Source organism: Streptococcus sp. 959, assembly GCF_013277075.1.
GTDB classification, from domain to species: domain Bacteria; phylum Bacillota; class Bacilli; order Lactobacillales; family Streptococcaceae; genus Streptococcus; species Streptococcus pseudopneumoniae_C.
Map to the genome: position 1 here is coordinate 1 of NZ_VMMF01000008.1, position 23611 is coordinate 23611.

At 39.3% G+C, this 23611-nt stretch carries 23 protein-coding genes; 18 read left to right on the top strand and 5 right to left on the bottom strand.

The window, feature by feature from the left end; genetic code table 11:
• The coding region (locus HT717_RS02545; protein ID WP_173304290.1) for a transposase at window positions 1-167 on the bottom strand (167 nt) is incomplete at its 3' end.
• Window positions 168-598: 431 nt separating this feature from the next.
• Here HT717_RS02545 and HT717_RS02550 point away from each other — a divergent pair.
• The 8 genes from HT717_RS02550 (at window position 599) to ciaH (ending at window position 8073) form a co-directional block, all read left to right on the top strand.
• Window positions 599-835, top strand: coding sequence for a DUF2829 domain-containing protein (locus HT717_RS02550; protein WP_000141906.1), 237 nt, complete (start codon window positions 599-601; stop codon window positions 833-835).
• Complete coding sequence (locus HT717_RS02555; RefSeq protein WP_049539714.1) at window positions 828-1526, top strand: 3-oxoacyl-ACP reductase; 699 nt, start codon at window positions 828-830, stop codon at window positions 1524-1526. Before HT717_RS02550 ends, HT717_RS02555 begins: the two co-directional genes overlap by 8 nt.
• A 10-nt stretch (window positions 1527-1536) precedes the next feature.
• Entirely contained in the window at window positions 1537-2037 is a 501-nt protein-coding gene (locus HT717_RS02560) for an NUDIX hydrolase (protein WP_049539712.1), read from the top strand.
• Window positions 2015-2884 (top strand): putative PEP-binding protein, encoded by an 870-nt coding sequence (locus HT717_RS02565; protein WP_049539710.1) that lies wholly within the window; start codon window positions 2015-2017, stop codon window positions 2882-2884. The genes HT717_RS02560 and HT717_RS02565 overlap by 23 nt, the downstream gene beginning before the upstream one ends.
• Window positions 2859-3299 (top strand): ASCH domain-containing protein, encoded by a 441-nt coding sequence (locus tag HT717_RS02570; protein WP_049539708.1) that lies wholly within the window; start codon window positions 2859-2861, stop codon window positions 3297-3299. The genes HT717_RS02565 and HT717_RS02570 overlap by 26 nt, the downstream gene beginning before the upstream one ends.
• A 121-nt stretch (window positions 3300-3420) precedes the next feature.
• Window positions 3421-5967, top strand: coding sequence for a M1 family metallopeptidase (locus tag HT717_RS02575; RefSeq protein ID WP_049539706.1), 2547 nt, complete (start codon window positions 3421-3423; stop codon window positions 5965-5967).
• A gap of 107 nt (window positions 5968-6074) precedes the next feature.
• Window positions 6075-6749, top strand: coding sequence for a two-component system response regulator CiaR (ciaR, locus tag HT717_RS02580; RefSeq protein WP_000590627.1), 675 nt, complete (start codon window positions 6075-6077; stop codon window positions 6747-6749).
• Window positions 6739-8073: a two-component system sensor histidine kinase CiaH gene (gene ciaH, locus HT717_RS02585; protein WP_173304292.1), complete on the top strand. Its 1335-nt coding sequence runs from the start codon at window positions 6739-6741 to the stop codon at window positions 8071-8073. The genes ciaR and ciaH overlap by 11 nt, the downstream gene beginning before the upstream one ends.
• A 33-nt stretch (window positions 8074-8106) precedes the next feature.
• Here ciaH and HT717_RS02590 read toward each other — a convergent pair whose 3' ends face one another.
• On the bottom strand, window positions 8107-8394 hold the full coding sequence (locus tag HT717_RS02590; RefSeq protein WP_020900654.1) for a DUF3270 domain-containing protein: 288 nt from the start codon (window positions 8392-8394) through the stop codon (window positions 8107-8109).
• A 358-nt stretch (window positions 8395-8752) separates the two neighbouring features.
• On the opposite strand from HT717_RS02590, the gene HT717_RS02595 reads away from it, so the two are divergent.
• The 9 genes from HT717_RS02595 to HT717_RS02635 all read left to right on the top strand — a co-directional run bounded on the left by HT717_RS02595 (window position 8753) and on the right by HT717_RS02635 (window position 18892).
• Complete coding sequence (locus HT717_RS02595) at window positions 8753-9808, top strand: ABC transporter permease (protein WP_173304294.1); 1056 nt, start codon at window positions 8753-8755, stop codon at window positions 9806-9808.
• 13 nt (window positions 9809-9821) lie between these two features.
• Window positions 9822-10508, top strand: coding sequence for an ABC transporter ATP-binding protein (locus HT717_RS02600; protein ID WP_153225904.1), 687 nt, complete (start codon window positions 9822-9824; stop codon window positions 10506-10508).
• 481 nt (window positions 10509-10989) lie between these two features.
• On the top strand, window positions 10990-12180 hold the full coding sequence (metK, locus tag HT717_RS02605; RefSeq protein WP_049539698.1) for a methionine adenosyltransferase: 1191 nt from the start codon (window positions 10990-10992) through the stop codon (window positions 12178-12180).
• A gap of 87 nt (window positions 12181-12267) precedes the next feature.
• A complete protein-coding gene (gene pgdA / locus HT717_RS02610; protein ID WP_173304296.1) occupies window positions 12268-13659 on the top strand; it encodes a peptidoglycan-N-acetylglucosamine deacetylase PgdA in 1392 nt (463 codons plus the stop codon).
• Window positions 13660-13735: 76 nt separating this feature from the next.
• The gene (locus HT717_RS02615) at window positions 13736-14578 is read left to right on the top strand and encodes an aldo/keto reductase (protein ID WP_173304298.1); all 843 of its coding nucleotides are present in this window, start codon (window positions 13736-13738) and stop codon (window positions 14576-14578) included.
• A gap of 268 nt (window positions 14579-14846) precedes the next feature.
• Window positions 14847-15218 (top strand): GFA family protein, encoded by a 372-nt coding sequence (locus HT717_RS02620; RefSeq protein WP_049539691.1) that lies wholly within the window; start codon window positions 14847-14849, stop codon window positions 15216-15218.
• A gap of 209 nt (window positions 15219-15427) precedes the next feature.
• Window positions 15428-16345 carry a glycine--tRNA ligase subunit alpha gene (glyQ, locus tag HT717_RS02625; protein WP_000038733.1) on the top strand — a complete coding sequence of 306 codons (918 nt, stop codon included), beginning with the start codon at window positions 15428-15430 and terminating at the stop codon, window positions 16343-16345.
• 211 nt (window positions 16346-16556) lie between these two features.
• On the top strand, window positions 16557-18593 hold the full coding sequence (glyS, locus tag HT717_RS02630) for a glycine--tRNA ligase subunit beta (protein WP_173304300.1): 2037 nt from the start codon (window positions 16557-16559) through the stop codon (window positions 18591-18593).
• Between the two features lie 41 nt (window positions 18594-18634).
• Complete coding sequence (locus tag HT717_RS02635) at window positions 18635-18892, top strand: DUF896 family protein (protein ID WP_000372163.1); 258 nt, start codon at window positions 18635-18637, stop codon at window positions 18890-18892.
• Window positions 18893-19004: 112 nt separating this feature from the next.
• Here the strand turns inward: HT717_RS02635 and HT717_RS02640 are convergent, their stop codons facing one another.
• Genes HT717_RS02640 through HT717_RS02650 form a run of 3 tightly spaced genes read right to left on the bottom strand, consistent with a single transcriptional unit; the run spans window position 19005 to window position 21850 of the window.
• Complete coding sequence (locus HT717_RS02640; protein ID WP_173304302.1) at window positions 19005-20243, bottom strand: NAD(P)H-dependent oxidoreductase; 1239 nt, start codon at window positions 20241-20243, stop codon at window positions 19005-19007.
• 18 nt (window positions 20244-20261) lie between these two features.
• Entirely contained in the window at window positions 20262-20867 is a 606-nt protein-coding gene (locus HT717_RS02645) for an NADPH-dependent FMN reductase (RefSeq protein ID WP_049501905.1), read from the bottom strand.
• A gap of 59 nt (window positions 20868-20926) precedes the next feature.
• On the bottom strand, window positions 20927-21850 hold the full coding sequence (locus HT717_RS02650) for an FAD:protein FMN transferase (protein ID WP_049539686.1): 924 nt from the start codon (window positions 21848-21850) through the stop codon (window positions 20927-20929).
• A 310-nt stretch (window positions 21851-22160) separates the two neighbouring features.
• Here HT717_RS02650 and HT717_RS02655 point away from each other — a divergent pair, with 310 nt between their 5' ends.
• The gene (locus HT717_RS02655; protein ID WP_049539684.1) at window positions 22161-23540 is read left to right on the top strand and encodes an FAD-dependent oxidoreductase; all 1380 of its coding nucleotides are present in this window, start codon (window positions 22161-22163) and stop codon (window positions 23538-23540) included.
• The last annotated feature ends 71 nt before the right edge of the window (window positions 23541-23611 follow it).

Genomic DNA, 23611 nt, shown 5'->3' on the forward strand with positions numbered 1-23611 from the left:
CGATTTTTTCCTTTTTTGACAAACTCTATTCCGTAACGATCAATCAATTTAATCATGTATCTAATATTAGAATTGTTTATACCAAATTTATTTGAAAGCTTCTCTAAGCTATATCCTTGTTTTCTAAGTTCATAGATCTGAACTTTATCACCATAAGTTAATTTCATAATAAAAACACCCCTAAAGTTAGATTTTTTCTGTCTAACTTTTGGGGTGCAGTTCAATACTATGCGTTTTTGTGATCGCAAAGACTTTTTATCCAGTCTCATCTTATAGTATATTGAAATAGAAACTGAACAAATTGATTAAGGAATTTAAAGCAATTCTAGAAATATTTCAGAAGCGATATTGTACGATTCTAGATTCAAATTACCTTATCATTTTTGATAGATATGATTTTATTGAATTGTTGTAAAAAGAAGTTAGATAAGTTTCAGAAAGTGATTCAAACTTTATCTAGAAAAAATCTAAGGTCATTATTGGTAGAAATGGTAATAAAATGCTTATTGATTTTGATTTAGGATGAGTCAAAAGGAATTTTAAAGCATTTTTTTGTTATAATTAATTGAAGAATTATTGATATAAAAGGAGAAAAAATATGACTTTCGAAGAAATCCTGCCTGGGTTAAAGGCTAAGAAAAAATTTGTACGAACTGGCTGGGGAGGAGCTGAAAACTATGTGCAACTTTTTGATACGATTGAACAAAACGGGGTTGCACTTGAAGTGACGCCCTACTTCCTAATCAACGTGTCTGGAGAAGGTGAAGGATTTTCCATGTGGAGCCCGACACCTTGTGATGTTTTGGCGACGGATTGGGTAGAAGTGCATGACTAAACGTGTACTCATTACAGGAGTTAGTTCAGGTATCGGACTAGCTCAGGCTCGACTCTTTTTAGAGAATGGCTATCAAGTTTATGGAGTTGACCAAGGTGAAAATCCACTCTTACAGGGTGATTTCCACTTTTTACAGAGAGATTTGACCTTGGACTTAGAGACTATTTTTGACTGGTGTTCTCAGGTGGATGTTTTGTGCAATACTGCGGGAGTTTTGGATGATTACAAACCACTTTTGGAACAGACAGCGCAGGAAATTCAAGATATTTTTGAAATCAACTATGTGACTCCTGTTGAGTTGACTCGGTATTATTTGACACAAATGCTGGAAAATAAAAAGGGAATCATCATCAATATGTGCTCTATTGCTTCTAGCCTAGCAGGTGGCGGTGGACACGCCTATACTTCTTCGAAGCATGCCTTGGCTGGCTTTACCAAGCAGTTGGCTCTAGACTATGCTGAAGCTGGGATTCAGGTATTTGGTATCGCTCCAGGAGCAGTCAAGACAGCTATGACCGCTGCGGATTTTGAGCCAGGTGGATTGGCTGACTGGGTGGCTAGTGAAACACCAATCAAACGCTGGATCGAGCCAGAGGAAGTGGCAGAAGTCAGTCTCTTTTTGGCCAGTGGAAAGGCCTCTACCATGCAGGGGCAAATTCTGACTGTGGATGGTGGCTGGTCTTTGAAGTAGGAGCAATTGGATGGAAATCAAAAATCACTTTGGAGTCTACGCTGTTTGCTTTGAAAATGGGAAGTTACTCTGCATTGAAAAAACGAGAGGCCCTTATCAACATCGGTATGATCTACCTGGAGGCAGTCAGCAACTTGGTGAAGGACTGACGGAAACGCTGACTAGAGAAGTTATGGAAGAGACGGGATTTACTGTTAGAAGCTACTCTAATCCTCAAATCTACGATGTTTTCGTCAGGGAAGAGTTAAAAAATTTTATGGTTCACCATATCATGGCCTTGTATGATGTTGAAATGAATGAGAGTGCACCTCAAGTTACGATTTCGAAAGCTGTGTCTGATGGTGCGAATGATTCACTTGGATATATTTGGATGGATATTCAAGAGATCACAGAAGAAAATGCATCGCCATTAGTCTTAAAGGTTAAGTCTGAATTATTAGGATTTCCAGAACTGGACAAGACTTCTTACATGAATTGGAAGGTGAATGATGAAAAATCAACTAGCTCTTAGTGGCGAAAAAATTCTTGAAAAAATTTATCCTCAACTATTGCACCACATTAGCATGATTCGTGGGGAATATTTGTTGAGAGAGCTCAATCAAAACATCCTATTACCAAGTTGTCAGCAATTTGTAAAAGATTATCTAGAGACTATCTGCTCCCTGTACTCAGATGAAGAAGTCTGGTATCGTTTTTCAGAATTAACGAATACAGAAGCCAATTATTTAGAGGGGACTAAAGAGCATTTTGATGAAAATCATCCCTTGTTTGGTTATAGAGGAATTAGGCGTTTACTAGCGTGTCTGGATGAATTTCAGGCTGAGGCAAATGTCGTTACAGAGGTTTATCAAACTAATCCCAATCTGTCTCTTATTTTTCCTTTTGTCAATGATGCTGAACAGTTAAAGCAAGCTATTAGAGTATTGCGTCAGCATGGTTTTACTGGGAAAGTCGGCACTATGATTGAATTACCGTCAGCGTATTTTGACTTGGACAGAATAATGGAAACGGGCATTTCAAAGATTGTAGTTGGAATGAATGATTTGACTTCCTTTGTTTTTGCCACTGTGAGAAACAGTCAATGGCATGATATGGAAAGTCCAATAATGTTAGATATGCTGAGACAGATGCAGGATAAAGCAAGGATTAAAAATATTGACTTTGCTGTAGCAGGATATCTGAATGTTTCTTTCTTACAAAAAATGAATCAGATGGGTATCGAATGCATTATCCACTATAGTTCTATTCCAGAGATTTTTAACTTAGAGATTGACCATCCAGACCATCTTAAACACATAAAAGAAGAAAGTAAAAAATTACAAAGGAGCACCCATGACACCGCAAGAAATGTGGAATAAATACAAGCAAATCAATTCTTCTATCGGAGATGAAATCGATGCTTGGGCTTTTGGAGTGGAACCAGACCTTTTAGCGGATTTGGTGTTTAAAGGCGAAAAGACAGCAACAGCGTCAGCCTACGACCTTTACGCACTAGAAGGCGAACTTCTTCCGCAAGAAGGCACCTTTGACATCATTTTAGACAGTCAAAATCAGGCTGTCTGCATTGTCGAAATTACAAGGGTTTCCGTTCAGCCCTTTAATCAAGTTTCTGCGCAACATGCCTTTAATGAAGGGGAAGGTGACAAATCCCTAGCCTATTGGCGTCAGGTTCATGAGGATTGTTTCGCCGAGTGGATGAGAGAAGCAGGGCTGACTTTTACACATGAAAGCAAGGTTGTTTTAGAAGAATTTCGCAAGGTTTACCCACTGTAGACTTCTAGAAGGAAGAAAGTTTTGGAAATCGCTGTCCAATCCTTTTTTCTTAGACAAAACATGATATAATAAGTTTGTTTGAAGAAGAGCTCTAGCTCTTAAATTTAGATAGGAGAAAACTATGCAAGCAGTTGAACATTTTATTAAGCAATTTGTTCCTGAACATTATGATTTATTTTTAGACTTGAGTCGTGAGACCAAGACCTTTTCAGGAAAGGTGACTATTAGTGGTCAAGCACAGAGTGATCGCATCTCCCTCCACCAAAAAGACTTGGAAATCGCTTCTGTAGAAGTTGCAGGTCAAGCTCGTCCATTTACAGTTGATCATGACAATGAAGCCCTTCATATTGAACTTGCGGAAGTAGGTCAAGTTGAAGTGGTTATCGCTTTCTCAGGAAAAATTACAGACAACATGACAGGGATTTACCCATCTTACTACACAGTTGATGGTGTCAAGAAGGAAGTCTTGTCTACTCAGTTTGAGAGCCATTTTGCGCGCGAAGCCTTCCCATGTGTGGATGAGCCAGAAGCCAAAGCGACTTTTGACCTCTCTCTTCGTTTTGACCAAGCAGAAGGTGAATTGGCCTTGTCAAACATGCCAGAAATCGATGTTGAAAACCGTAAAGAAACAGGTATCTGGAAGTTTGAGACAACACCTCGCATGTCTTCTTACTTGTTAGCCTTTGTTGCGGGTGATTTACAAGGTGTGACGGCTAAAACTAAAAACGGTACCCTTGTAGGTATTTACTCAACCAAAGCTCATCCACTATCAAACCTTGATTTCTCACTGGATATCGCTGTTCGCTCTATCGAGTTTTACGAAGATTACTATGGAGTTAAGTACCCAATTCCTCAATCTCTCCACATCGCCCTTCCTGACTTCTCAGCTGGAGCTATGGAAAACTGGGGTCTTGTGACCTATCGTGAAGTTTACTTGGTTGTGGATGAGAACTCAACTTTTGCCAGCCGTCAACAAGTTGCCCTTGTTGTGGCCCATGAATTGGCTCACCAATGGTTTGGTAACCTGGTAACTATGAAATGGTGGGATGACCTTTGGCTCAATGAAAGCTTTGCTAACATGATGGAGTACGTCTGTGTGGATGCTATTGAACCAAGCTGGAATATCTTTGAAGATTTCCAAACAGGTGGTGTTCCGTCTGCCTTGAAACGTGATGCGACTGATGGTGTTCAGTCTGTTCACGTCGAAGTGAAACATCCAGATGAAATCAATACTCTCTTTGACGGAGCTATCGTCTATGCCAAAGGAAGTCGCCTCATGCATATGCTCCGTCGTTGGCTAGGTGATACCGATTTTGCCAAAGGTTTGCATGCCTACTTTGAAAAACATCAATATAGCAATACAATTGGTCGTGACCTTTGGAATGCTCTTGGTCAAGCGTCAGGTCGTGATGTTGCAGCCTTCATGGATTCTTGGTTGGAACAACCTGGTTATCCAGTTCTCACTGTCAAAGTTGAAAATGATGTCTTGAAGATTTCACAAAAACAATTCTTCATCGGTGAGCACGAAGATAAGAACCGTCTCTGGGTTGTGCCACTAAACAGCAACTGGAAAGGTTTACCTGATACACTTGAAACTGAAAGTATCGAAATCCCTGGCTACGCTGCTATTCTTGCTGAAAATGACGGTGCTCTTCGTCTCAACACTGAAAATACAGCCCACTACATTACAGACTATCAAGGAGACTTGTTAGATGCAGTTCTTGCTGACCTAGTTGAGCTTGATAACACAAGCAAATTGCAAATCGTCCAAGAACGTCGTTTGCTTGCTGAAGCAGGGCACATTTCTTATGCAGACTTGCTACCTGTCCTTGATAAACTTGCTAAGGAAGAATCTTACCTTGTCGTTTCAGCTGTTTCTCAAGTAATTTCTGCCCTCGAGCGCTTCATCGATGAAGGTACAGAAGCTGAAAGAGCCTTCAAAGCCTTGGTTGCTAAATTGGCTCGTCATAACTATGACCGTCTTGGTTTTGAAGCTAAAGACGGAGAATCAGATGAGGATGAATTGGTTCGTCAGTTGGCTGTTTCTATGATGATTCGCTCAAATGATGCAGAAGCTAGCCAAGTAGCTAGCCAAATCTTCGTAGCCCACAAGGATCAGCTTGCAGGACTTCCAGCAGCTATTCGCTCACAAGTTCTGATCAATGAGATGAAACATCATGAGACTAAAGACTTGTTAGCACTTTATCTTGATACTTATACTCACGCAACAGATGCTGTCTTTAAACGTCAGTTGGCAGCAGCTCTTGCCTACAGTACAGATGCGGACAATATCCAAACCTTGATTGCTTCTTGGAAGGACAAATTTGTGGTCAAGCCACAAGACTTGTCGGCTTGGTATAATCATTTCCTATCTCATCAAGCAACTCAGGAAACAGCTTGGTCTTGGGCTCGTGAAAACTGGGCTTGGATTAAGGCGGCTCTTGGTGGAGATATGAGCTTTGATAGCTTTGTTATCCTTCCTGCGCATGTATTTAAGACTCAGCAACGCTTGGCGGAATACAAGGAATTCTTTGAGCCACAACTTTCTGACCTTGCTCTTAGCCGTAACATCGGTATGGGAATGAAGGAAATTGCAGCGCGTGTTGACTTGATTAACCGTGAAAAAGCTGCAGTGGAAGCAGTTGTTCTTCAATACGGAACTAAATAATTAAGACTAAATAAAAAGAAAACTCAGCTATCTCATGTAAAATGCAGAGAGTTGAGTTTTTTTTAAGGCAAATTTGATATAATGGTTTTAATAAGGAGGAGTTTCTCATGATAAAAATCTTATTGGTTGAGGATGACCTAGGCCTGTCAAATTCAGTATTTGACTTTTTAGACGATTTTGCGGATGTCATGCAGGTATTCGATGGGGAAGAAGGCCTCTACGAAGCTGAAAGTGGCGTTTATGACTTGATTTTGCTCGATTTAATGTTACCAGAAAAAAATGGCTTCCAAGTCTTGAAAGAGTTGCGTGAAAAGGGAATTACGACACCAGTTCTGATTATGACAGCCAAGGAAAGTTTGGATGACAAGGGACATGGATTTGAATTGGGAGCAGATGATTACCTGACCAAGCCTTTCTACCTAGAAGAACTCAAAATGCGGATTCAAGCGCTTCTCAAACGTTCAGGTAAGTTTAATGAAAATACGCTATCTTATGGAGATATTCTCATCAATTTATCAACCAATACCGTTAAGGTTGAAGATACTCCTGTCGAATTGCTGGGGAAAGAGTTCGATTTACTAGTTTATTTCCTTCAAAATCAAAATGTTATTTTGCCTAAGACTCAGATTTTTGATCGTCTATGGGGATTTGATAGTGATACAACTATTTCAGTTGTCGAAGTTTATGTTTCAAAAGTCCGTAAGAAATTAAAAGGAACCACTTTTGCAGAGAATTTGCAAACCTTGCGTAGTGTTGGGTATATTTTAAAAGATGTTCAGTAAACTAAAAAAAACATGGTATGCGGATGACTTTAGTTACTTTATCCGCAACTTCGGTGTTTTCACCCTGATTTTCTCTACCATGACTCTGATTATTTTGCAGGTCATGCATTCGAGTCTTTATACTTCGGTGGATGATACGCTCCATGGCTTGAGCAACAATCCTCAGGCAGTTATTCAGCTTGCGGTAAATAGGGCAACAGAAGAGATTAAAGATTTAGAGAATGCTGCTACAGATACTAGTAAGACTGAGATAAAACCCAATGTTAGTTCCAACACAGAAGTCATTCTTTTTGATAAGAATTTTATCCAGCTCCTTTCTGGAAACCGATTTTTGGGATTGGATAAGATTAAGTTAGAGAAAAAAGAACTAGGCCATATCTACCAGATTCAGGTTTTTAATAGCTATGGACAAGAAGAAATCTATCGCATGATTTTGATGGAAACGAATATTAGTTCGGTTTCAACCAATATCAAGTATGCGGCTGTCTTGATTAATACCAGTCAGTTGGAGCAGGCCAGTCAAAAGCATGAGCAATTGATTGTCGTTGTGATGGCTAGTTTCTGGATTTTGTCTTTACTTGCCAGTCTCTATCTAGCTAGGGTCAGTGTTCGTCCTCTGCTTGAGAGCATGCAGAAGCAGCAGTCCTTTGTGGAAAATGCTAGTCATGAGTTACGAACTCCACTTGCAGTTTTACAAAATCGTTTAGAGACACTTTTCCGGAAGCCAGAAGCTACCATTATGGATGTGAGTGAAAGCATTGCGTCGAGTTTGGAAGAAGTCCGAAATATGCGTTTTTTGACGACAAACTTGCTGAACTTAGCTCGGAGAGATGATGGAATTAAGCCGGAACTTGCAGAAGTTTCAACTAGCTTTTTTAATACGACTTTCACAAATTATGAGATGATTGCTTCGGAAAATGACCGTGTTTTCCGTTTTGAAAATCGCATCCATCGCACGATTGTCACAGACCAGCTTCTTTTGAAACAACTGATGACTATCCTATTTGATAATGCTGTCAAGTATACTGAAGAGGATGGTGAAATTGATTTTGTGATTTCAGCGACTGATCGCAATCTGTATTTACTGGTTTCTGATAATGGAGTCGGTATTTCGGCAGAAGATAAGAAGAAAATTTTTGATCGCTTTTATCGAGTTGATAAGGCTAGAACCCGTCAAAAAGGTGGTTTTGGTTTAGGATTATCCCTAGCCAAGCAAATTGTAGATGCTTTAAAAGGAACTATTGCAGTCAAAGATAATAAGCCAAAGGGAACAATCTTTGAAGTGAAGATTGCTATTCAAACACCATCTAAAAAGAAAAAATAAAAATATCGCTCCAGTTGGGGCGATATTTTGGACTTATCTTTTTAGTTTTCGTTTGATGATAGAGCGTTGGATTTTTAAAACAAGTAAGCTGGATCCGATTGCTGAGATAAAAGCAAGACCAGTTGATAACTTTAATGATAAAAAGATAAAACTGAAGATAGCGACGCAAATACAAAAAATAGCGATATTAACAAAAAATAGGATTTCCTGAAAACTGGTATCAGATTGTGATTCGGGCGCATAATCTTGATAGAGAGGAAGTTGCTGATTTAATTCTTCTTGATAGTCTACCTCATATGATTGTAATTTTTTTACGGGCATTGTTCTCTCCTTAACAGTACATACCTATTTTATCATTTTTTCAGCAGAGAATTATTACAGAAAGGTTACAAAAAGAATAAAGTCCTTTTTCAAAATCATTTTTCTTGACACCGTACTGTGAAAATGATAGGATGGATGAACACTTAAGACTTATTAATATTCATAATTAATTATATTTCTAAGAAAATAGATCTAATAAATGATTTATTTTTATAAGAACCTTTTTACTTATTTTCTTGATTTTATTTAATTAGATTAGTGGATTTGTTTGGAATGCAGGGGCAGATTTTCTGTCTCCTATTTTTATAGTGGCGGGGTATCTCATTGATATCTCTTGGAAAAGTTAAAGGAGATAAGCATGTATCTTGCTATCAAAGAAATATTACAGAACAAACTTCGATATAGTTTGATTTTAACAACCATTTTTCTCATTGCTTTTATGGTCTTTTTTATGACCAGTCTAGCTCTTGGTCTTGTACGAAACAACCGAGCTGCTATTGACAATTGGCAAGCGACGGGTGTGGTTCTATCTGACTACGCAAATGATAATTTGACAGCATCTTTTATTCCTGAAAAGGATTATAAGGAAAAGAGATCTGAGGAGGCCGCTCCACTGGGTTATATGTTCGCTGTGACCAATCTAGTAGATGATAGTGAAAAGGTCAATGTTTCCATCTTTGCTCAAGAGTGGGACGATTTTATCTCTCCTAGTTTGACGGAGGGACGGTATCCTGACAGCGATGATGAAGTTGTCGTAGATCAGTCCTTTGAAAACTATGGAATTAAGCTAGGTGATGCCATTCAGCTTAATGGAAGAGAGGCAAGTTACAAGATTGTAGGTCTGACTCAAGGAAATAAATTTTTCACCGAGCCTGTTGTCTTTACAAGTTTGACAACTTATTGGATTTTGCAAGGAACCTTGAATTCTAATAAGTCGATATCTGCCTTGGTTTTGAAAAATGACATAGAAGTGACTGGCGATGGACTGAAACAGATTTCTATCCCAAAAATGATTTCGAAAATTCCTGGCTACACACCTCAAGTTAATGTATTTTCAGGAATGATTATCGCTATGATTGTTATAACAGGCTTGATTGTTGGTATTTTTGTTTATATCATTACCATACAAAAGCTAGGACTTTATGGAATTATGCGGGCTCAGGGAATACAGATTAAAACCATTGTATGGTCTCTGTTCTGTCAGATCTTGCTTCTATCTGGTATGGGGATTGCTTTATCCTTGCTTGCTATCGGAGGAGTGATTTTGCTCTTACCAGCTACCTTCTTTTTCTACCCAAGTTGGATAGCCTACTTGATTCTAAGCTCGGTTATTTGCTTGATGGCTCTTCTTGGTGGTGTCATTTCCCTCCCACGCTTGCTAAAGGTGGATCCGATTACTGCGATTGCAGAATGATAAGGAGAATAGTATGACAGTATTGATAGAAATGAATCAAGTGACAAAAACGTACGGGGAAGGAAAGATGAAAGTCGTAGCTCTGCATGAGACGAATTTTCAGCTAAATGCGGGAGAGTTCGTGGCTATCGTTGGGCCTTCAGGATCTGGAAAGACGACTTTTCTAACGACTCTAGGACAACTTCAGGAAGCATCGAGTGGAAAGATTTTAGTCAAGGGGAAGGAAACAGGCAGTCTGACGGAGAAGGAGAAAACAAACCTCCGTTTTAGAGAATTTGGCTTCATTCTCCAGGCTTCAAACTTAATTCCTTTTCTAACGGTCAAGGAACAGCTGGATTTGATTGACAGATTGGATAAAGGAAAAAATAGTAAAAGTGATCGAAAAGAGCTGTTTGACTTGTTGGATTTGGACAAAGTTCAAGGTCATTATCCTAAGGCTCTATCTGGTGGCGAACGTCAACGTGCTGCGATTGCTAGGGCGCTTTACAACAATCCTAGCATCGTACTGGCAGATGAGCCTACAGCCAGTCTTGATACAGAGCGGGCTTACCAAGTAACGGAACTGTTAGCTTCCATTGCCCATGAACAAGGAAGAGGTGTTGTCATGATTACACATGATACACGCCTTCTTGATAAGGTTGACCGAGTTTATGTAATGAGTGATGGAAACTTGGTTGAAGAAAAATGTAAACAAATATAAAATATAGTGAATTGACAGATATTTTGCTAAAACGTTAGACCTGAAAAACGCACCGGTTCTACGTAGCAAATTGATAAGTTATATAGATTTTGATGAGGTTGAACTAAAACTCAATTTTAAGAAAAATAAAGTAAATATTCCCACAAAAAATGTATAGTCTCAAGTTTTTTCAAGACTTGACTATGCGTTTTTTAATTTTAAAGACTTTTTCCCAGCCTCCTTATTTCTAACTTCAAAACGGTGTTTTGATCTGACTTCATCAGTTTTATTGCCAACCTTAAAACTCTACTTTGAGCAACCTGCATCTAGTTTTATAGCTGGTTCTTTGATTTTTATTGAGTATATGGACTGCAAATTGCGCTAAAAAATGATATAATGGTGAAGTTATATAGTCCCGATAAGATGGTAGGCATTTATCACTAAGAAATATCTATCAGTACTTTGTAACTCTATAACACTATTTTTAAGGGGGGACATTTTTATGTCAGAACGTAAATTATTCACGTCTGAATCTGTATCTGAGGGGCATCCGGATAAGATCGCAGACCAAATTTCAGATGCTATCTTGGATGCTATTTTAGCAAAGGATCCAGAGGCACACGTTGCTGCTGAGACAGCGGTTTATACTGGCTCAGTTCATGTATTTGGTGAAATTTCAACTACAGCTTATGTAGATATTAATCGTGTGGTTCGTGATACCATTGCAGAGATTGGTTATACCAATACAGAATATGGATTTTCTGCTGAAACGGTGGGAGTACACCCATCTTTGGTGGAGCAATCGCCAGATATTGCTCAAGGTGTTAACGAAGCATTGGAGGTTCGTGGAAATGCGGATCAAGATCCACTTGATTTGATTGGTGCTGGGGACCAAGGTCTCATGTTTGGTTTTGCGGTAGATGAAACAGAAGAACTCATGCCACTTCCAATCTCACTCAGTCACAAGTTGGTTCGTCGTTTAGCAGAGCTTCGTAAGTCTGGTGAAATTAGCTATCTTCGTCCAGATGCTAAATCACAAGTTACAGTTGAGTATGATGAAAATGACCGTCCAGTACGTGTGGATACAGTCGTGATTTCAACTCAGCACGATCCAGAAGTTAGCAATGAACAAATCCATCAAGATGTGATTGACAAGGTTATCAAAGAAGTTATTCCATCTTCTTATCTTGATGATAAGACAAAATTCTTTATCAATCCGACAGGTCGTTTTGTAATCGGTGGTCCTCAAGGGGACTCAGGTTTGACTGGTCGTAAGATTATTGTAGATACTTATGGTGGTTACTCACGTCACGGTGGTGGTGCCTTTTCTGGTAAGGATGCGACTAAGGTGGACCGTTCAGCTTCTTATGCAGCTCGCTACATTGCTAAAAACATTGTTGCAGCAGGTCTTGCTAAGAAGGCAGAAGTGCAATTGGCATACGCTATCGGTGTTGCGCAACCTGTATCTGTTCGAATTGATACTTTTGGTACAGGAACAGTAGCTGAAAGCAAACTTGAAAAAGCTGCTCGTCAAATCTTTGACCTTCGTCCTGCAGGAATTATCCAAATGCTTGACCTTAAACGTCCAATCTATCGTCAAACAGCGGCTTACGGACACATGGGACGTACAGATATTGATCTTCCATGGGAACGCTTGGACAAGGTAGAAGCCTTGAAAGAAGCAGTCAAATAAAATCTTAAGAGGGGATTGCCCCTCTTTTAATATACTATTTCCTTCAAAATCATTGAAATTATAGCTTGAATTTGATATGATAGTCCTATGGATAAAAGTAGAGCAAAGCGTGTTGAGCGCGATAAAAAGAGAATTGGTTTACTAACCCTAGTAGCCATATTTGCAGTTAGTATTTGTGTCCTAGGTTCAATAATTGGATACAAAATATACACAAAACAAAGTTTTGAACAAAAGATTGAATCTCTCAAAAAAGAGAAAGATGATCAATTGAGTGAGGGGAATCAGAAGGATCATTTTCGTAAGGGGCAAGCCGAAGTGATTGCCTATTATCCTCTTCAAGGGGAGCAAGTGATTTCGTCTGTAAAAGACATCATGACACAGGATATTAAGGAAAATCTGGAAGATAAAGAAAATCTAGTTTTTTATTATACGGAGAAACAGGATTCGCCTTTAAAAGGGATTGTCAACCGAAGTGTGATGAAACAAGTCTATGATCTAACTTCGTTAAAAGTTGAAGAGACTGAAAAAACTAATCTGGCAAAAGTCCATTTGACAGAAGATGGCAAACCTTTTACACTCGATCAATTATTTTCAGATGCTAGTAAGGCAAAAGAGCAACTGATAAAAGAAATGACTGCTTTCTTAGAGGGTAAGAAATTGGAGCAAGAGAAGGTCGATCAGCTTGTTAAAAGCTTCTCTGACCAAGACTTGTCTGCATGGAATTTTGATTACAAGGATAGTCAGATTATCCTTTATCCAAGTCAGACAGTTGAAAATCTGGATGAGATTGCCTTGCCAGTATCTAGTTTCTTTGAAGTTATTCAGTCTTCTTATTTATTAGATAAGGATGCAGAACTTTATAAGGCTTATTATGAAAAGAAAAATCGTAAAGTAGTGGCCTTGACTTTTGATGATGGACCAAATCCTGCAACGACAACTCAAGCATTAGATACACTTTCTAAGTATGGTATTAAGGCAACTTTCTTCGTTTTAGGTAAGAATGTTTCTGGCAATGAAGAGATTTTGAAACGCATGAAAGCAGATGGCCATGTTATTGGAAACCATAGTTGGAGTCATCCTGTTCTTTCAAAACTTTCTCTTGATGAGGCTAAAAAACAAATTACTGATACTGAGGATGCGCTAACTAAAGTGCTGGGTTCTAGTTCTAAACTCATGCGTCCGCCTTATGGAGCCATTACAGACGACATTCGAAATAGCTTAGATTTGAGCTTTATTATGTGGGATGTGGATAGTCTGGACTGGAAGAGTAAAAATGAAGTAGCTATTTTGACAGAAATTCAGCGTGAAGTCAAGAATGGTTCTATTATTCTCATGCATGATATCCATGCTGAGAGTGTAAATGCTCTACCGAAGGTCATTGACTACTTGAAAGGGCAAGGTTATGACTTTGTAACTATTCCAGATTTGTTAGACGCTCGTCTTAAACCTCACCAACTCTATTTCGATCGTGATCAATAATACCCAAAATCTAAAGAGATAAGTTTTCTTTGAGAACTTGTTTCTTTGGATTTGCTTTACATAGAGAGGAAAAATAATGAAATCTTATACTTTAAATAATGGCGTTCCAATTCCAGTTCTGGGATTTGGAACCTGGAAAGCTGAAAATGGAGAGATTGCCTATCAAGCTGTACTAGAGGCTTTAAAGGCAGGCTATCGCCATATCGATACGGCAGCGATTTATAAAAATGAAGAAAGCGTTGGACGTGCTATTCAAGTTAGTGGTATTCCGAGGGAGGAAATTTTTGTAACAAGTAAACTTTGGAATACAAATCACAACTATGAGCAAGCTCGTCAAGCTTTTGAAGAGTCTTTAGCGAAGTTGGGCTTGGATTATTTGGATTTGTATTTGATTCATTGGCCAAATCCAAAACCGCTCAGAGAAAATGACCAATGGAAAATCCGAAATGCAGAAGTTTGGAGAGCGATGGAAGACCTCTATCAAGAAGGCAAAATCCGTGCTATTGGAGTTAGTAATTTCCTTCCCCATCATTTTGATGCCTTGCTTGAAACAGCAAAAATTCTTCCAGCGGTCAATCAAATTCGCTTGGCTCCAGGTGTCTATCAAGAGGAAGTTGTAGCTTACTGTAGAGAAAAAGGAATTTTATTGGAAGCTTGGGGACCTTTTGGTCAGGGAGAACTGTTTGATAGCAAGCAAGTGCAAGAAATCGCAGCAAATCATGGAAAGTCTGTTGCTCAGATAGCCTTGGCCTGGAGCTTGGCAGAAGGATTTTTACCGCTTCCGAAATCTGTCACAGCATCTCGTATTCAGGCTAATCTTGATTGCTTTGGAATTGAATTGAGTCATGAGGAACGTGAAACCTTAAAAACGATAGCTGTTCAGTCTGGTGCTCCACGAGTTGATGATATGGATTTCTAGAAAATCATAAAAAGAATTGTACATTGTTCTAATTTTTGATATAATAGTCAGCATGAAAGAAAGTCTTATGGCGTTCTTCAAGCGAGCTTGGGATAGTGGGAGCCAAGTAGAGCAAAATAAAGAACTGGCGCTTTCTGTAGTATTTTCAAAAACAATGAAGTAATAAATTAGGGTGGAACCGCGTTTCTGACGCCCCTAGTCGCAAGGCTTGGGTGTTGAAATTCGGTTCTTTTTGAATTTGTCTAATGCCTAAGTAGAAAGGAGCATCATGCTTAAAGGATCTTGTTTATGTAAAGCAGTGACCTACACTCTAGATGAGGAATTATCGGAATTAGTTTTTTGTCATTGCTCATTCTGTCGGAAAGCAACTGCGTCTGCCTATACAGTTAATGCTAAAGTTAGCAGTGAAAAGCTAGTATTGCATGGAAAAGAAAAGCTTGTTTCATATAGTTCTTCTCCAGGAAAACAGCGTTATTACTGCCAGAACTGTCATAGTCAAATTTTCACTGTTCAAGAAAATATACCAGAAGTCTGTGCTTTGAAATTAGGTACAATAGATAAATGCGATCAGAATTTACAAACTGTTCCTAAACGTCATATTTTTCAGGACCCAGCCTTTTCTTGGTTGCTTGATAAATAAATCTAAGAAGATAATATAAACTAAAGGAGAAAATAATGTCTAAAAAATTGACTTTCCACTGCGTCAGTGGCAGAGACCTCCTTACAGTCGGGCTGCCCCACGCTCAGCACTAGAGTGCCTGAGCTAGACGCAGTACTAACTCGTCTTGCCTCGTATGATCGACGAGGCAGACTCGTGTCGCAAGTAATTTATAAAAAAAGGAGTAAATAATGTCTAAAAAATTGACTTTCCAGGAAATCATCCTTACTTTGCAACAATTTTGGAATGACCAAGGTTGTATGCTTATGCAGGCTTATGATAATGAAAAAGGTGCAGGAACCATGAGTCCATACACTTTCCTTCGTGCTATTGGACCTGAGCCATGGAATGCGGCTTATGTAGAACCATCACGTCGTCCTGCTGACGGTCGTTATGGGGAAAACCCTAACCGTCTTTACCAACACCACCAATTCCAAGTGGTTATGAAACCTTCTCCATCAAATATCCAAGAACTTTACCTTGAGTCTTTAGAAAAATTAGGAATCAATCCTTTGGAACACGATATTCGTTTTGTTGAGGACAACTGGGAAAACCCATCAACTGGTTCAGCTGGTCTTGGTTGGGAAGTTTGGCTTGATGGGATGGAAATTACTCAATTCACTTATTTCCAACAAGTTGGTGGATTGGCAACTGGCCCTGTGACTGCGGAAGTGACCTATGGTTTGGAGCGTTTGGCTTCTTACATTCAAGAAGTAGATTCTGTCTATGATATTGAGTGGGCTGATGGTGTAAAATACGGAGAAATCTTTATCCAGCCTGAGTACGAGCATTCAAAATATTCATTTGAAATTTCTGACCAAGAGATGTTGCTTGAAAACTTTGATAAGTTTGAAAAAGAAGCTGGTCGCGCTTTGGAAGAAGGCTTGGTTCACCCTGCCTATGACTATGTTCTCAAATGTTCACACACCTTTAACCTGCTTGACGCGCGTGGTGCCGTATCTGTAACAGAGCGTGCAGGCTATATCGCACGTATCCGTAACTTGGCCCGTGTCGTAGCCAAAACCTTTGTCGCAGAACGCAAACGCCTAGGCTACCCACTTTTAGATGAAGCAACACGGGCTAAACTCTTAGCAGAAGACGCAGAATAAAGAGAGTGACAAATTAGAAAAATGGGCGAACAGAGTGAGCCCTGAGCCAGTTGCCGCAGTGATGAATGTATCCTTAGTGAAGCTAAGGATACTAGGCAAAATTGGAGACTTTTGACTCCAATTTTAGCAATGAAACAACGAAGTTGGTTGCTTGCGTGCCCATCACATAAGGCAAGCTGGAAAATAAAAAGATATTTTTCGGAGAAAAAACATGATAAAAAACTTATTAGTAGAACTCGGTCTTGAAGAATTACCAGCCTATGTTGTCACACCAAGTGAAAAACAACTAGGCGAAAAAATGGCAGCCTTCCTCAAGGAAAACCGCCTGTCTTTTGAAGCTATTCAGACCTTCTCAACACCACGTCGTTTGGCTGTTCGTGTAACTGGTCTTGCAGACAAACAGTCTGATTTGACAGAAGATTTTAAGGGGCCAGCAAAGAAAATTGCCTTGGATAGTGATGGGAACTTCACAAAAGCAGCTCAAGGATTTGTCCGTGGAAAAGGATTGACTGTTGAAGATATCGAATTCCGTGAAATCAAGGGTGAAGAATATGTCTATGTCACTAAGGACGAAATTGGTCAAGCAGTTGAAGCCATTGTTCCTGGTGTTGTGGATGTCTTGAAGTCACTGACTTTCCCTGTCAGCATGCACTGGGCTGGAAATAGTTTTGAATACATCCGCCCTGTTCACACTTTAATCGTTCTTTTAGATGAGCAAGAGTTTGATTTGGATTTCCTTGATATCAAGGGTGATCGTGTGAGCCGTAGCCATCGTTTCTTAGGAAAAGAAACCAAGATTCAGTCAGCTTTGAGCTATGAAGAAGATCTTCGTAAGCAGTTTGTAATCGCAGATCCACGTGAACGTGAGCAAATGATTGTTGACCAAATTAAGGCAATCGAAGCTGAACACAGTGTAAGTATCGAGATTGATCCTGATTTGCTGAATGAAGTCTTGAACTTGGTTGAATACCCAACTGCCTTTATGGGAAGCTTTGATGCCAAATACCTTGAAGTTCCGGAAGAAGTCTTGGTGACTTCGATGAAAGAACACCAACGTTACTTTGTTGTTCGTGATCAAGACGGTAAACTCTTGCCAAACTTCATTTCTGTTCGTAACGGAAACGCAGAGTATTTGGAAAATGTCATTAAAGGAAATGAAAAAGTCTTAGTAGCTCGCTTAGAAGACAGTGAATTCTTCTGGCGTGAAGACCAAAAATTGGTGATTTCAGACCTTGTTGAGAAATTAAACAATGTGACCTTCCATGAGAAAATCGGTTCTCTTCGTGAACACATGATTCGTACTGGTCAAATCGCTGTACTTTTGTCCGAAAAAGCAGGTTTATCAGCTGATGAAACAGTTGACCTAGCCCGCGCAGCAGCCATTTACAAGTTTGATTTGTTGACAGGTATGGTTGGTGAATTTGACGAGCTCCAAGGAATTATGGGGGAGAAATATGCTCTTCTTGCTGGGGAAAGTCCAGCAGTGGCGGCTGCTATTCGTGAACACTATATGCCTACATCAGCTGAAGGAGAACTTCCAGAGAGCAAGGTCGGTGCAGTGCTTGCTATTGCAGATAAATTGGATACGATTTTGAGTTTCTTCTCAGTAGGTTTGATTCCATCAGGTTCTAATGACCCTTATGCCCTTCGTCGTGCAACTCAAGGTGTAGTTCGTATCTTGGATGCTTTTGGTTGGCACATTGCTATGGATGAGTTGATTGATAGCCTTTATGCTCTAACATTTGACAGCTTGACTTATGAAAATAAGGCAGAGGTTATGGACTTTATCAAGGCTCGTGTTGATAAGATGATGGGTTCTACTCCAAAAGACATCAAGGAAGCCGTTCTTGCAGGATCAAACTTTGTTGTGGCGGATATGTTGGAAGCAGCAAGTGCTCTCGTAGAAGCAAGCAAGGGAGAAGACTTTAAATCATCTGTTGAATCACTTTCTCGTGCCTTTAACTTGGCTGAGAAGGCAGAAGGAGTTGCTACAGTTGATTCAGCTCTCTTTGAGAATGAAGAAGAGAAAGCCTTGGCAGAAGCCGTCGAATCACTCGTTTTGTCAGGGACTGCCAGTCAGCAATTAGAACAACTCTTTGCGCTTAGCCCAATTATTGATGCTTTCTTTGAAAATACCATGGTAATGGCAGAAGATCAGGCTGTTCGTCAAAATCGATTGGCTATCTTGTCTCATTTAACTCAAAAAGCAGCTAAACTTGCACGTTTTAACCAAATTAACACTAAATAAAATTTGACAAACGGACTTTATCTTATCACAAAGGAGAAGAAATGGATCAGAAAAAAATTGATCGTATCAATGAGCTTGCTAAAAAGAAAAAAGCAGAAGGTTTGACACCAGAAGAAAAAGTGGAACAAGCTAAACTACGTGAGGAGTACATCGAAGGTTATCGTCGCTCTGTTCGTCACCACATTGAGGGAATCAAAATTGTGGACGAAGAAGGAAACGATGTTACACCAGAAAAACTACGCCAAGTCCAACGTGAAAAAGGTTTACACGGTCGTAGTCTCGATGACCCAAATTCATAATAAATATTCTTTCTTTTAATAAAGATAGATGAAATAATAACCAAAAGACTAGCAGTGTTTGTCTGCTAGTCTTTTGTCACTAAAAAAGGAACCATAACGGTTCCTAAAAGTATTAGTTACTTGCTCCAGATGTAGCGTCTGCGCCACCACCGTGACCTCCAGCATCACCTGCATCAGAAGCTCCAGATGTAGCATCTGCTCCGCCATGTCCTCCAGCAGGAGCTACAGCATTTCCACCAACTAGACGTTGACCAGTTGTATTGAGGTACCAATCAAGCCATGGTTGGAAATTAAAGATAATCTCATTAATTCCAGCATATGAACCATCTGGATAGTACATTGCTTGGTAATTATGGGTATTAATAACACCTTCAGGTGTTCCTGGCACAATTGTACGGACATATTCTTGATCCCCGTTACGCAATACGCCGACAACCCATTCAACGTTTTTCATTCTAGAGTCTGGCAATGAACCGTGTACAGTTCCTAAACGGTTTCCTGATTGAGCACGTACACGTTTACCAAACATTGTATTTGGATCTTGATGTGCGTTATTAAAGTACAAGAATTGGTTGTTATCATCTGCAAATGTCAACTCAAATGGCATTGCCTTCAAGAACATATCAATTTGGTTAACTGTCAAGATACCGTGGTCTAATTTAACGTAAGTATCTCCAGAAACAGCTCCAACAAGTTCAGCAGCTTTTTCTACCCATTCAGGATCATCTGGATCAACACCTTGAATGGTAGTTGCGATTGGATTTGTACAATATAAATCTTCTGGTGCAATTGGTTTTGGTTTTTTCAATTTTGAAACGACTCCCACATATTTTACAAAGTTGTCTAAACATGTTTCAAGGAAATTAATAGTTCCTTCATTTGTGATATTTCCATCAACATCAAAAGCTTCTTTAGCTTTACCAAGAAGGAATTCATTTCCTGGAAGTGTGTAGGCATTGACACCTGGGGCATCAAGAATCTTACGAAGGTGAACTTGGGCACGAGAAGTACCTTGGTCGTAGTAAGAAGCACCTACAATCATGACTGGCTTGTTTTCAAATGGATGAACTTCGTATGAAAGCCATTCAAGAACAGATTTTAGGGAAGCTGAGATTGTATGGTTGTGTTCAGGAGTAGCGATAATAACACCATCAGCACGAGTAATTTTGTTATATAAATAACGTAATTGGAAACTTTCGTCCCATTTTTCGTCTTGGTTAAACATTGGAACTTCGTCAATTTCAAGAACTTCTAATTCAAATTTAAGTTTGAAGTGACGACGGATAAATTCCAAGAGTTTACGGTTATATGATTGATCGTAGTTTGATCCTACAAGTCCAACAAATTTCATTCTTTTTGGTCTCCTATCTTACAAATTTTCCCAGTCAAAGTCTTCAGCATCTTTGCGAAGTAATTCTTGTGCATTACGCAATTTTTCTGTGATTTTTACAAAGATACGGAAGTCGTCAAAAGTGGCATCCAATTTTTTAATAACATCAAGATCCACTAGGTCTCCACTTGGGTTAAAGGCTTGAAGAGAATGTGAAAGCAAGAATTCATCTGGAAGGACACTTGCTTTAATTTCTGGAGCATTCAAGATTTGGCGAAGTTGTAATTGGGCACGTGATGAACCAAGAGTACCATATGAAGCACCTGTAATCATGATTGGTTTGTTCAAAAGTGGATAGATACCATAAGACAACCAAGCAAGAGCGCTCATTAAAACAGCTGGAATAGAGTGGTCATACTCAGGAGTACCGATAATAACGCCATCTGCCTCTTCAATTTTAGCAGCAATTTCTAAAATTTCAACAGGTACTTGCTTGTCAGCTGGTTTATTGAAGACAGGAATGTCTTTAATTTCAACAAGTTCAATTTCAGCTTTTTCAGCAAAGTGTTTTTGCATGTATTGAAGCAATTGACGGTTTGTAGAACGTTTTGAATTTGTTCCAACAATAGCAATAAGTTTTAACATGAGATTTCCTTTCTCTTTTTACATAATACGATTTTAAAACTCCATTGAAACAGTTGTTTCTATAGAGTAGGAATTCCTGAAGAACAGCTTAGGTGACCTTCTTTATCGATGAGGATAGCTTCGATGCCCTCCAAACTTTCGACTTGCCAGAGGATAGAAGCGGGTCTTTCTCCAAAGAGACGAGTTGTCCAGATTTCACCATCAACTGATTTATCAGAGATGATTGTCAGACTAGCAAGTTCCGTTTCAACAGGATAGCCTGTTTGACTATCAAAAATGTGATGGTAATCTTTTCCATCGACTGTCAGGTGACGTTCATAAATGCCTGAAGTCACGACAGATTTATCGACAACAGGGATGGTCATTAAGTGATTTCCCCTCGGATTAGCTGGGTCTTGAATCCCGATTTGCCAAGGTTGATTTCCTCTTGCCTGATTTTTTCCAATGGTCAGGATATTCCCTCCCAGATTGATCAAGGCAGAAGTCACTCCCTCTTCTCTTAGAAATTGGGCAACCTTATCCGCACTATAACCCTTGGCTAAACAACCAAGATCGATCTTCATTCCTTTCTGTTTCAAGAACACAGTGGAAGCAGAAGAATCTAACTCGATATACTGAGGATTGATTAAAGGTAGCACCTCTTCAATTTCTTGGGGTTGGGCCACTTTGGCATCTGAAAAACCGATACGCCAGGTTTGAATTAAGGGACCAATACTGATGTTGAGATGGCTAGAGGGCGCTAGGCTATGCTCTAATCCAAGTGCAAGCAGTTCAAACAGGTCTGGATGAACTTTGACTGGAGCTATTCCAGCTTGATAATTGATCTCCATCAACTCAGATTCTTGGCTATTGGCATTGAAGCGGTATTCTAGCTCTTTGAGTAAATCAAAGGATTTTTGAAGCAAGATATCGGCTCGCTCATCTACTAATGAAATAGTGATAGTAGTCCCCATTAGCCGTTCGGAATGTGAACTAAGAGGCAAGCTACCAACTCCTTTCTCTTATGTGAAAAGAAGGTTGAAATATTGTAAATTTATATTAAATTTAACCCCTTACAATTTCTTTCCATGATATTAGCATACCATAAAGTCAGCGTTTTCACAAATAAAATTTGTAAAGTTGTCAAGAAATATGCTCAGAAAATAAAGAATAATTGTAAGAAAGAATGATAAAATACAAATTATTTACATTTTTTTACAAAAAAATCGGGAAAATTAGCAAAACTCTTGTAAACGCTAACAGTAAATGTTATACTAGAAGAGTAAATTTAAAATTGAAGGTAGGAATTTTTCTATGAGTAAAATCGTTGTAGTTGGTGCTAACCACGCTGGTACAGCATGTATTAATACTATGTTGGATAATTTTGGAAATGAGAACGAAATCGTTGTATTTGACCAAAACTCTAACATCTCTTTCCTAGGATGTGGAATGGCCCTTTGGATTGGGGAACAAATTGACGGTGCTGAAGGCTTGTTCTATTCTGATAAAGAAAAATTGGAAGCTAAAGGTGCTAAGGTTTACATGAACTCACCTGTTCTTTCAATCGACTATGATAACAAAATAGTTACAGCAGAAGTTGAAGGAAAAGAGCACAAAGAGCCATACGAGAAATTGATTTTCGCTACAGGTTCTACACCAATCTTGCCACCAATCGAAGGTGTTGAAATTGTTAAAGGAAACCGCGAATTTAAAGCAACTCTTGAAAACGTACAATTCGTTAAATTGTACCAAAACGCTGAAGAAGTTATCAATAAGCTTGCTGATAAGAGTAAACACCTTGATCGTATCGCTGTTGTTGGTGGTGGTTATATCGGTGTTGAACTTGCTGAAGCCTTTGAACGTCTTGGAAAAGAAGTTGTTCTTGTTGATATTGTAGATACTGTCTTGAACGGTTACTATGACAAAGACTTCACACAAATGATGGCCAAGAACTTGGAAGACCACAACATCCGTTTGGCTCTTGGTCAAACTGTTAAAGCAATCGAAGGTGACGGTAAAGTTGAACGCTTGATTACTGATAAAGAGACTTTCGATGTAGATATGGTTATCCTTGCAGTTGGTTTCCGTCCAAACACAGCCCTTGCTGATGGAAAAATTGAACTCTTCCGTAACGGTGCCTTCCTTGTAGACAAGAAACAAGAAACATCTATCCCAGGCGTTTACGCAGTAGGTGACTGTGCGACTGTTTATGACAACGCTCGTAAAGACACAAGCTACATCGCCCTTGCTTCAAACGCAGTTCGTACTGGTATTGTTGGTGCTTACAACGCTTGTGGACATGAATTGGAAGGAATCGGTGTTCAAGGTTCAAACGGTATCTCAATCTATGGTCTTCACATGGTTTCAACTGGTTTGACACTTGAAAAAGCGAAAGCTGCTGGTTACAATGCAACTGAAACAGGCTTTAACGATCTTCAAAAACCAGAATTCATGAAACATGACAACCATGAAGTAGCAATTAAGATTGTCTTTGACAAAGATAGCCGTGAGATTCTTGGTGCCCAAATGGTTTCACACGATTCTGCAATCAGCATGGGAATCCACATGTTCTCACTTGCTATCCAAGAGCATGTGACAATTGATAAATTGGCATTGACAGACCTCTTCTTCTTGCCACACTTCAACAAACCATACAACTACATCACAATGGCTGCACTTACAGCTGAAAAATAAAATTTGATGAACTATCTGGCCTTAAGTTAAGGTCAGATAGTTTTTTAATTAATCTGTACCCACACAATTAC

Bases quoted from the DNA above. Each gene is read 5' to 3' on its own strand.
- HT717_RS02550 (WP_000141906.1), top strand. From the start codon at position 599: ATGACTTTCGAAGAAATCCTGCCTGGGTTAAAGGCTAAGAAAAAATTT.
- HT717_RS02555 (WP_049539714.1), top strand. From the start codon at position 828: ATGACTAAACGTGTACTCATTACAGGAGTTAGTTCAGGTATCGGACTA.
- HT717_RS02560 (WP_049539712.1), top strand. From the start codon at position 1,537: ATGGAAATCAAAAATCACTTTGGAGTCTACGCTGTTTGCTTTGAAAAT.
- HT717_RS02565 (WP_049539710.1), top strand. From the start codon at position 2,015: ATGAAAAATCAACTAGCTCTTAGTGGCGAAAAAATTCTTGAAAAAATT.
- HT717_RS02570 (WP_049539708.1), top strand. From the start codon at position 2,859: ATGACACCGCAAGAAATGTGGAATAAATACAAGCAAATCAATTCTTCT.
- HT717_RS02575 (WP_049539706.1), top strand. From the start codon at position 3,421: ATGCAAGCAGTTGAACATTTTATTAAGCAATTTGTTCCTGAACATTAT.
- ciaR (WP_000590627.1), top strand. From the start codon at position 6,075: ATGATAAAAATCTTATTGGTTGAGGATGACCTAGGCCTGTCAAATTCA.
- ciaH (WP_173304292.1), top strand. From the start codon at position 6,739: ATGTTCAGTAAACTAAAAAAAACATGGTATGCGGATGACTTTAGTTAC.
- HT717_RS02590 (WP_020900654.1), bottom strand. From the start codon at position 8,394: ATGCCCGTAAAAAAATTACAATCATATGAGGTAGACTATCAAGAAGAA.
- HT717_RS02595 (WP_173304294.1), top strand. From the start codon at position 8,753: ATGTATCTTGCTATCAAAGAAATATTACAGAACAAACTTCGATATAGT.
- HT717_RS02600 (WP_153225904.1), top strand. From the start codon at position 9,822: ATGACAGTATTGATAGAAATGAATCAAGTGACAAAAACGTACGGGGAA.
- metK (WP_049539698.1), top strand. From the start codon at position 10,990: ATGTCAGAACGTAAATTATTCACGTCTGAATCTGTATCTGAGGGGCAT.
- pgdA (WP_173304296.1), top strand. From the start codon at position 12,268: ATGGATAAAAGTAGAGCAAAGCGTGTTGAGCGCGATAAAAAGAGAATT.
- HT717_RS02615 (WP_173304298.1), top strand. From the start codon at position 13,736: ATGAAATCTTATACTTTAAATAATGGCGTTCCAATTCCAGTTCTGGGA.
- HT717_RS02620 (WP_049539691.1), top strand. From the start codon at position 14,847: ATGCTTAAAGGATCTTGTTTATGTAAAGCAGTGACCTACACTCTAGAT.
- glyQ (WP_000038733.1), top strand. From the start codon at position 15,428: ATGTCTAAAAAATTGACTTTCCAGGAAATCATCCTTACTTTGCAACAA.
- glyS (WP_173304300.1), top strand. From the start codon at position 16,557: ATGATAAAAAACTTATTAGTAGAACTCGGTCTTGAAGAATTACCAGCC.
- HT717_RS02635 (WP_000372163.1), top strand. From the start codon at position 18,635: ATGGATCAGAAAAAAATTGATCGTATCAATGAGCTTGCTAAAAAGAAA.
- HT717_RS02640 (WP_173304302.1), bottom strand. From the start codon at position 20,243: ATGAAATTTGTTGGACTTGTAGGATCAAACTACGATCAATCATATAAC.
- HT717_RS02645 (WP_049501905.1), bottom strand. From the start codon at position 20,867: ATGTTAAAACTTATTGCTATTGTTGGAACAAATTCAAAACGTTCTACA.
- HT717_RS02655 (WP_049539684.1), top strand. From the start codon at position 22,161: ATGAGTAAAATCGTTGTAGTTGGTGCTAACCACGCTGGTACAGCATGT.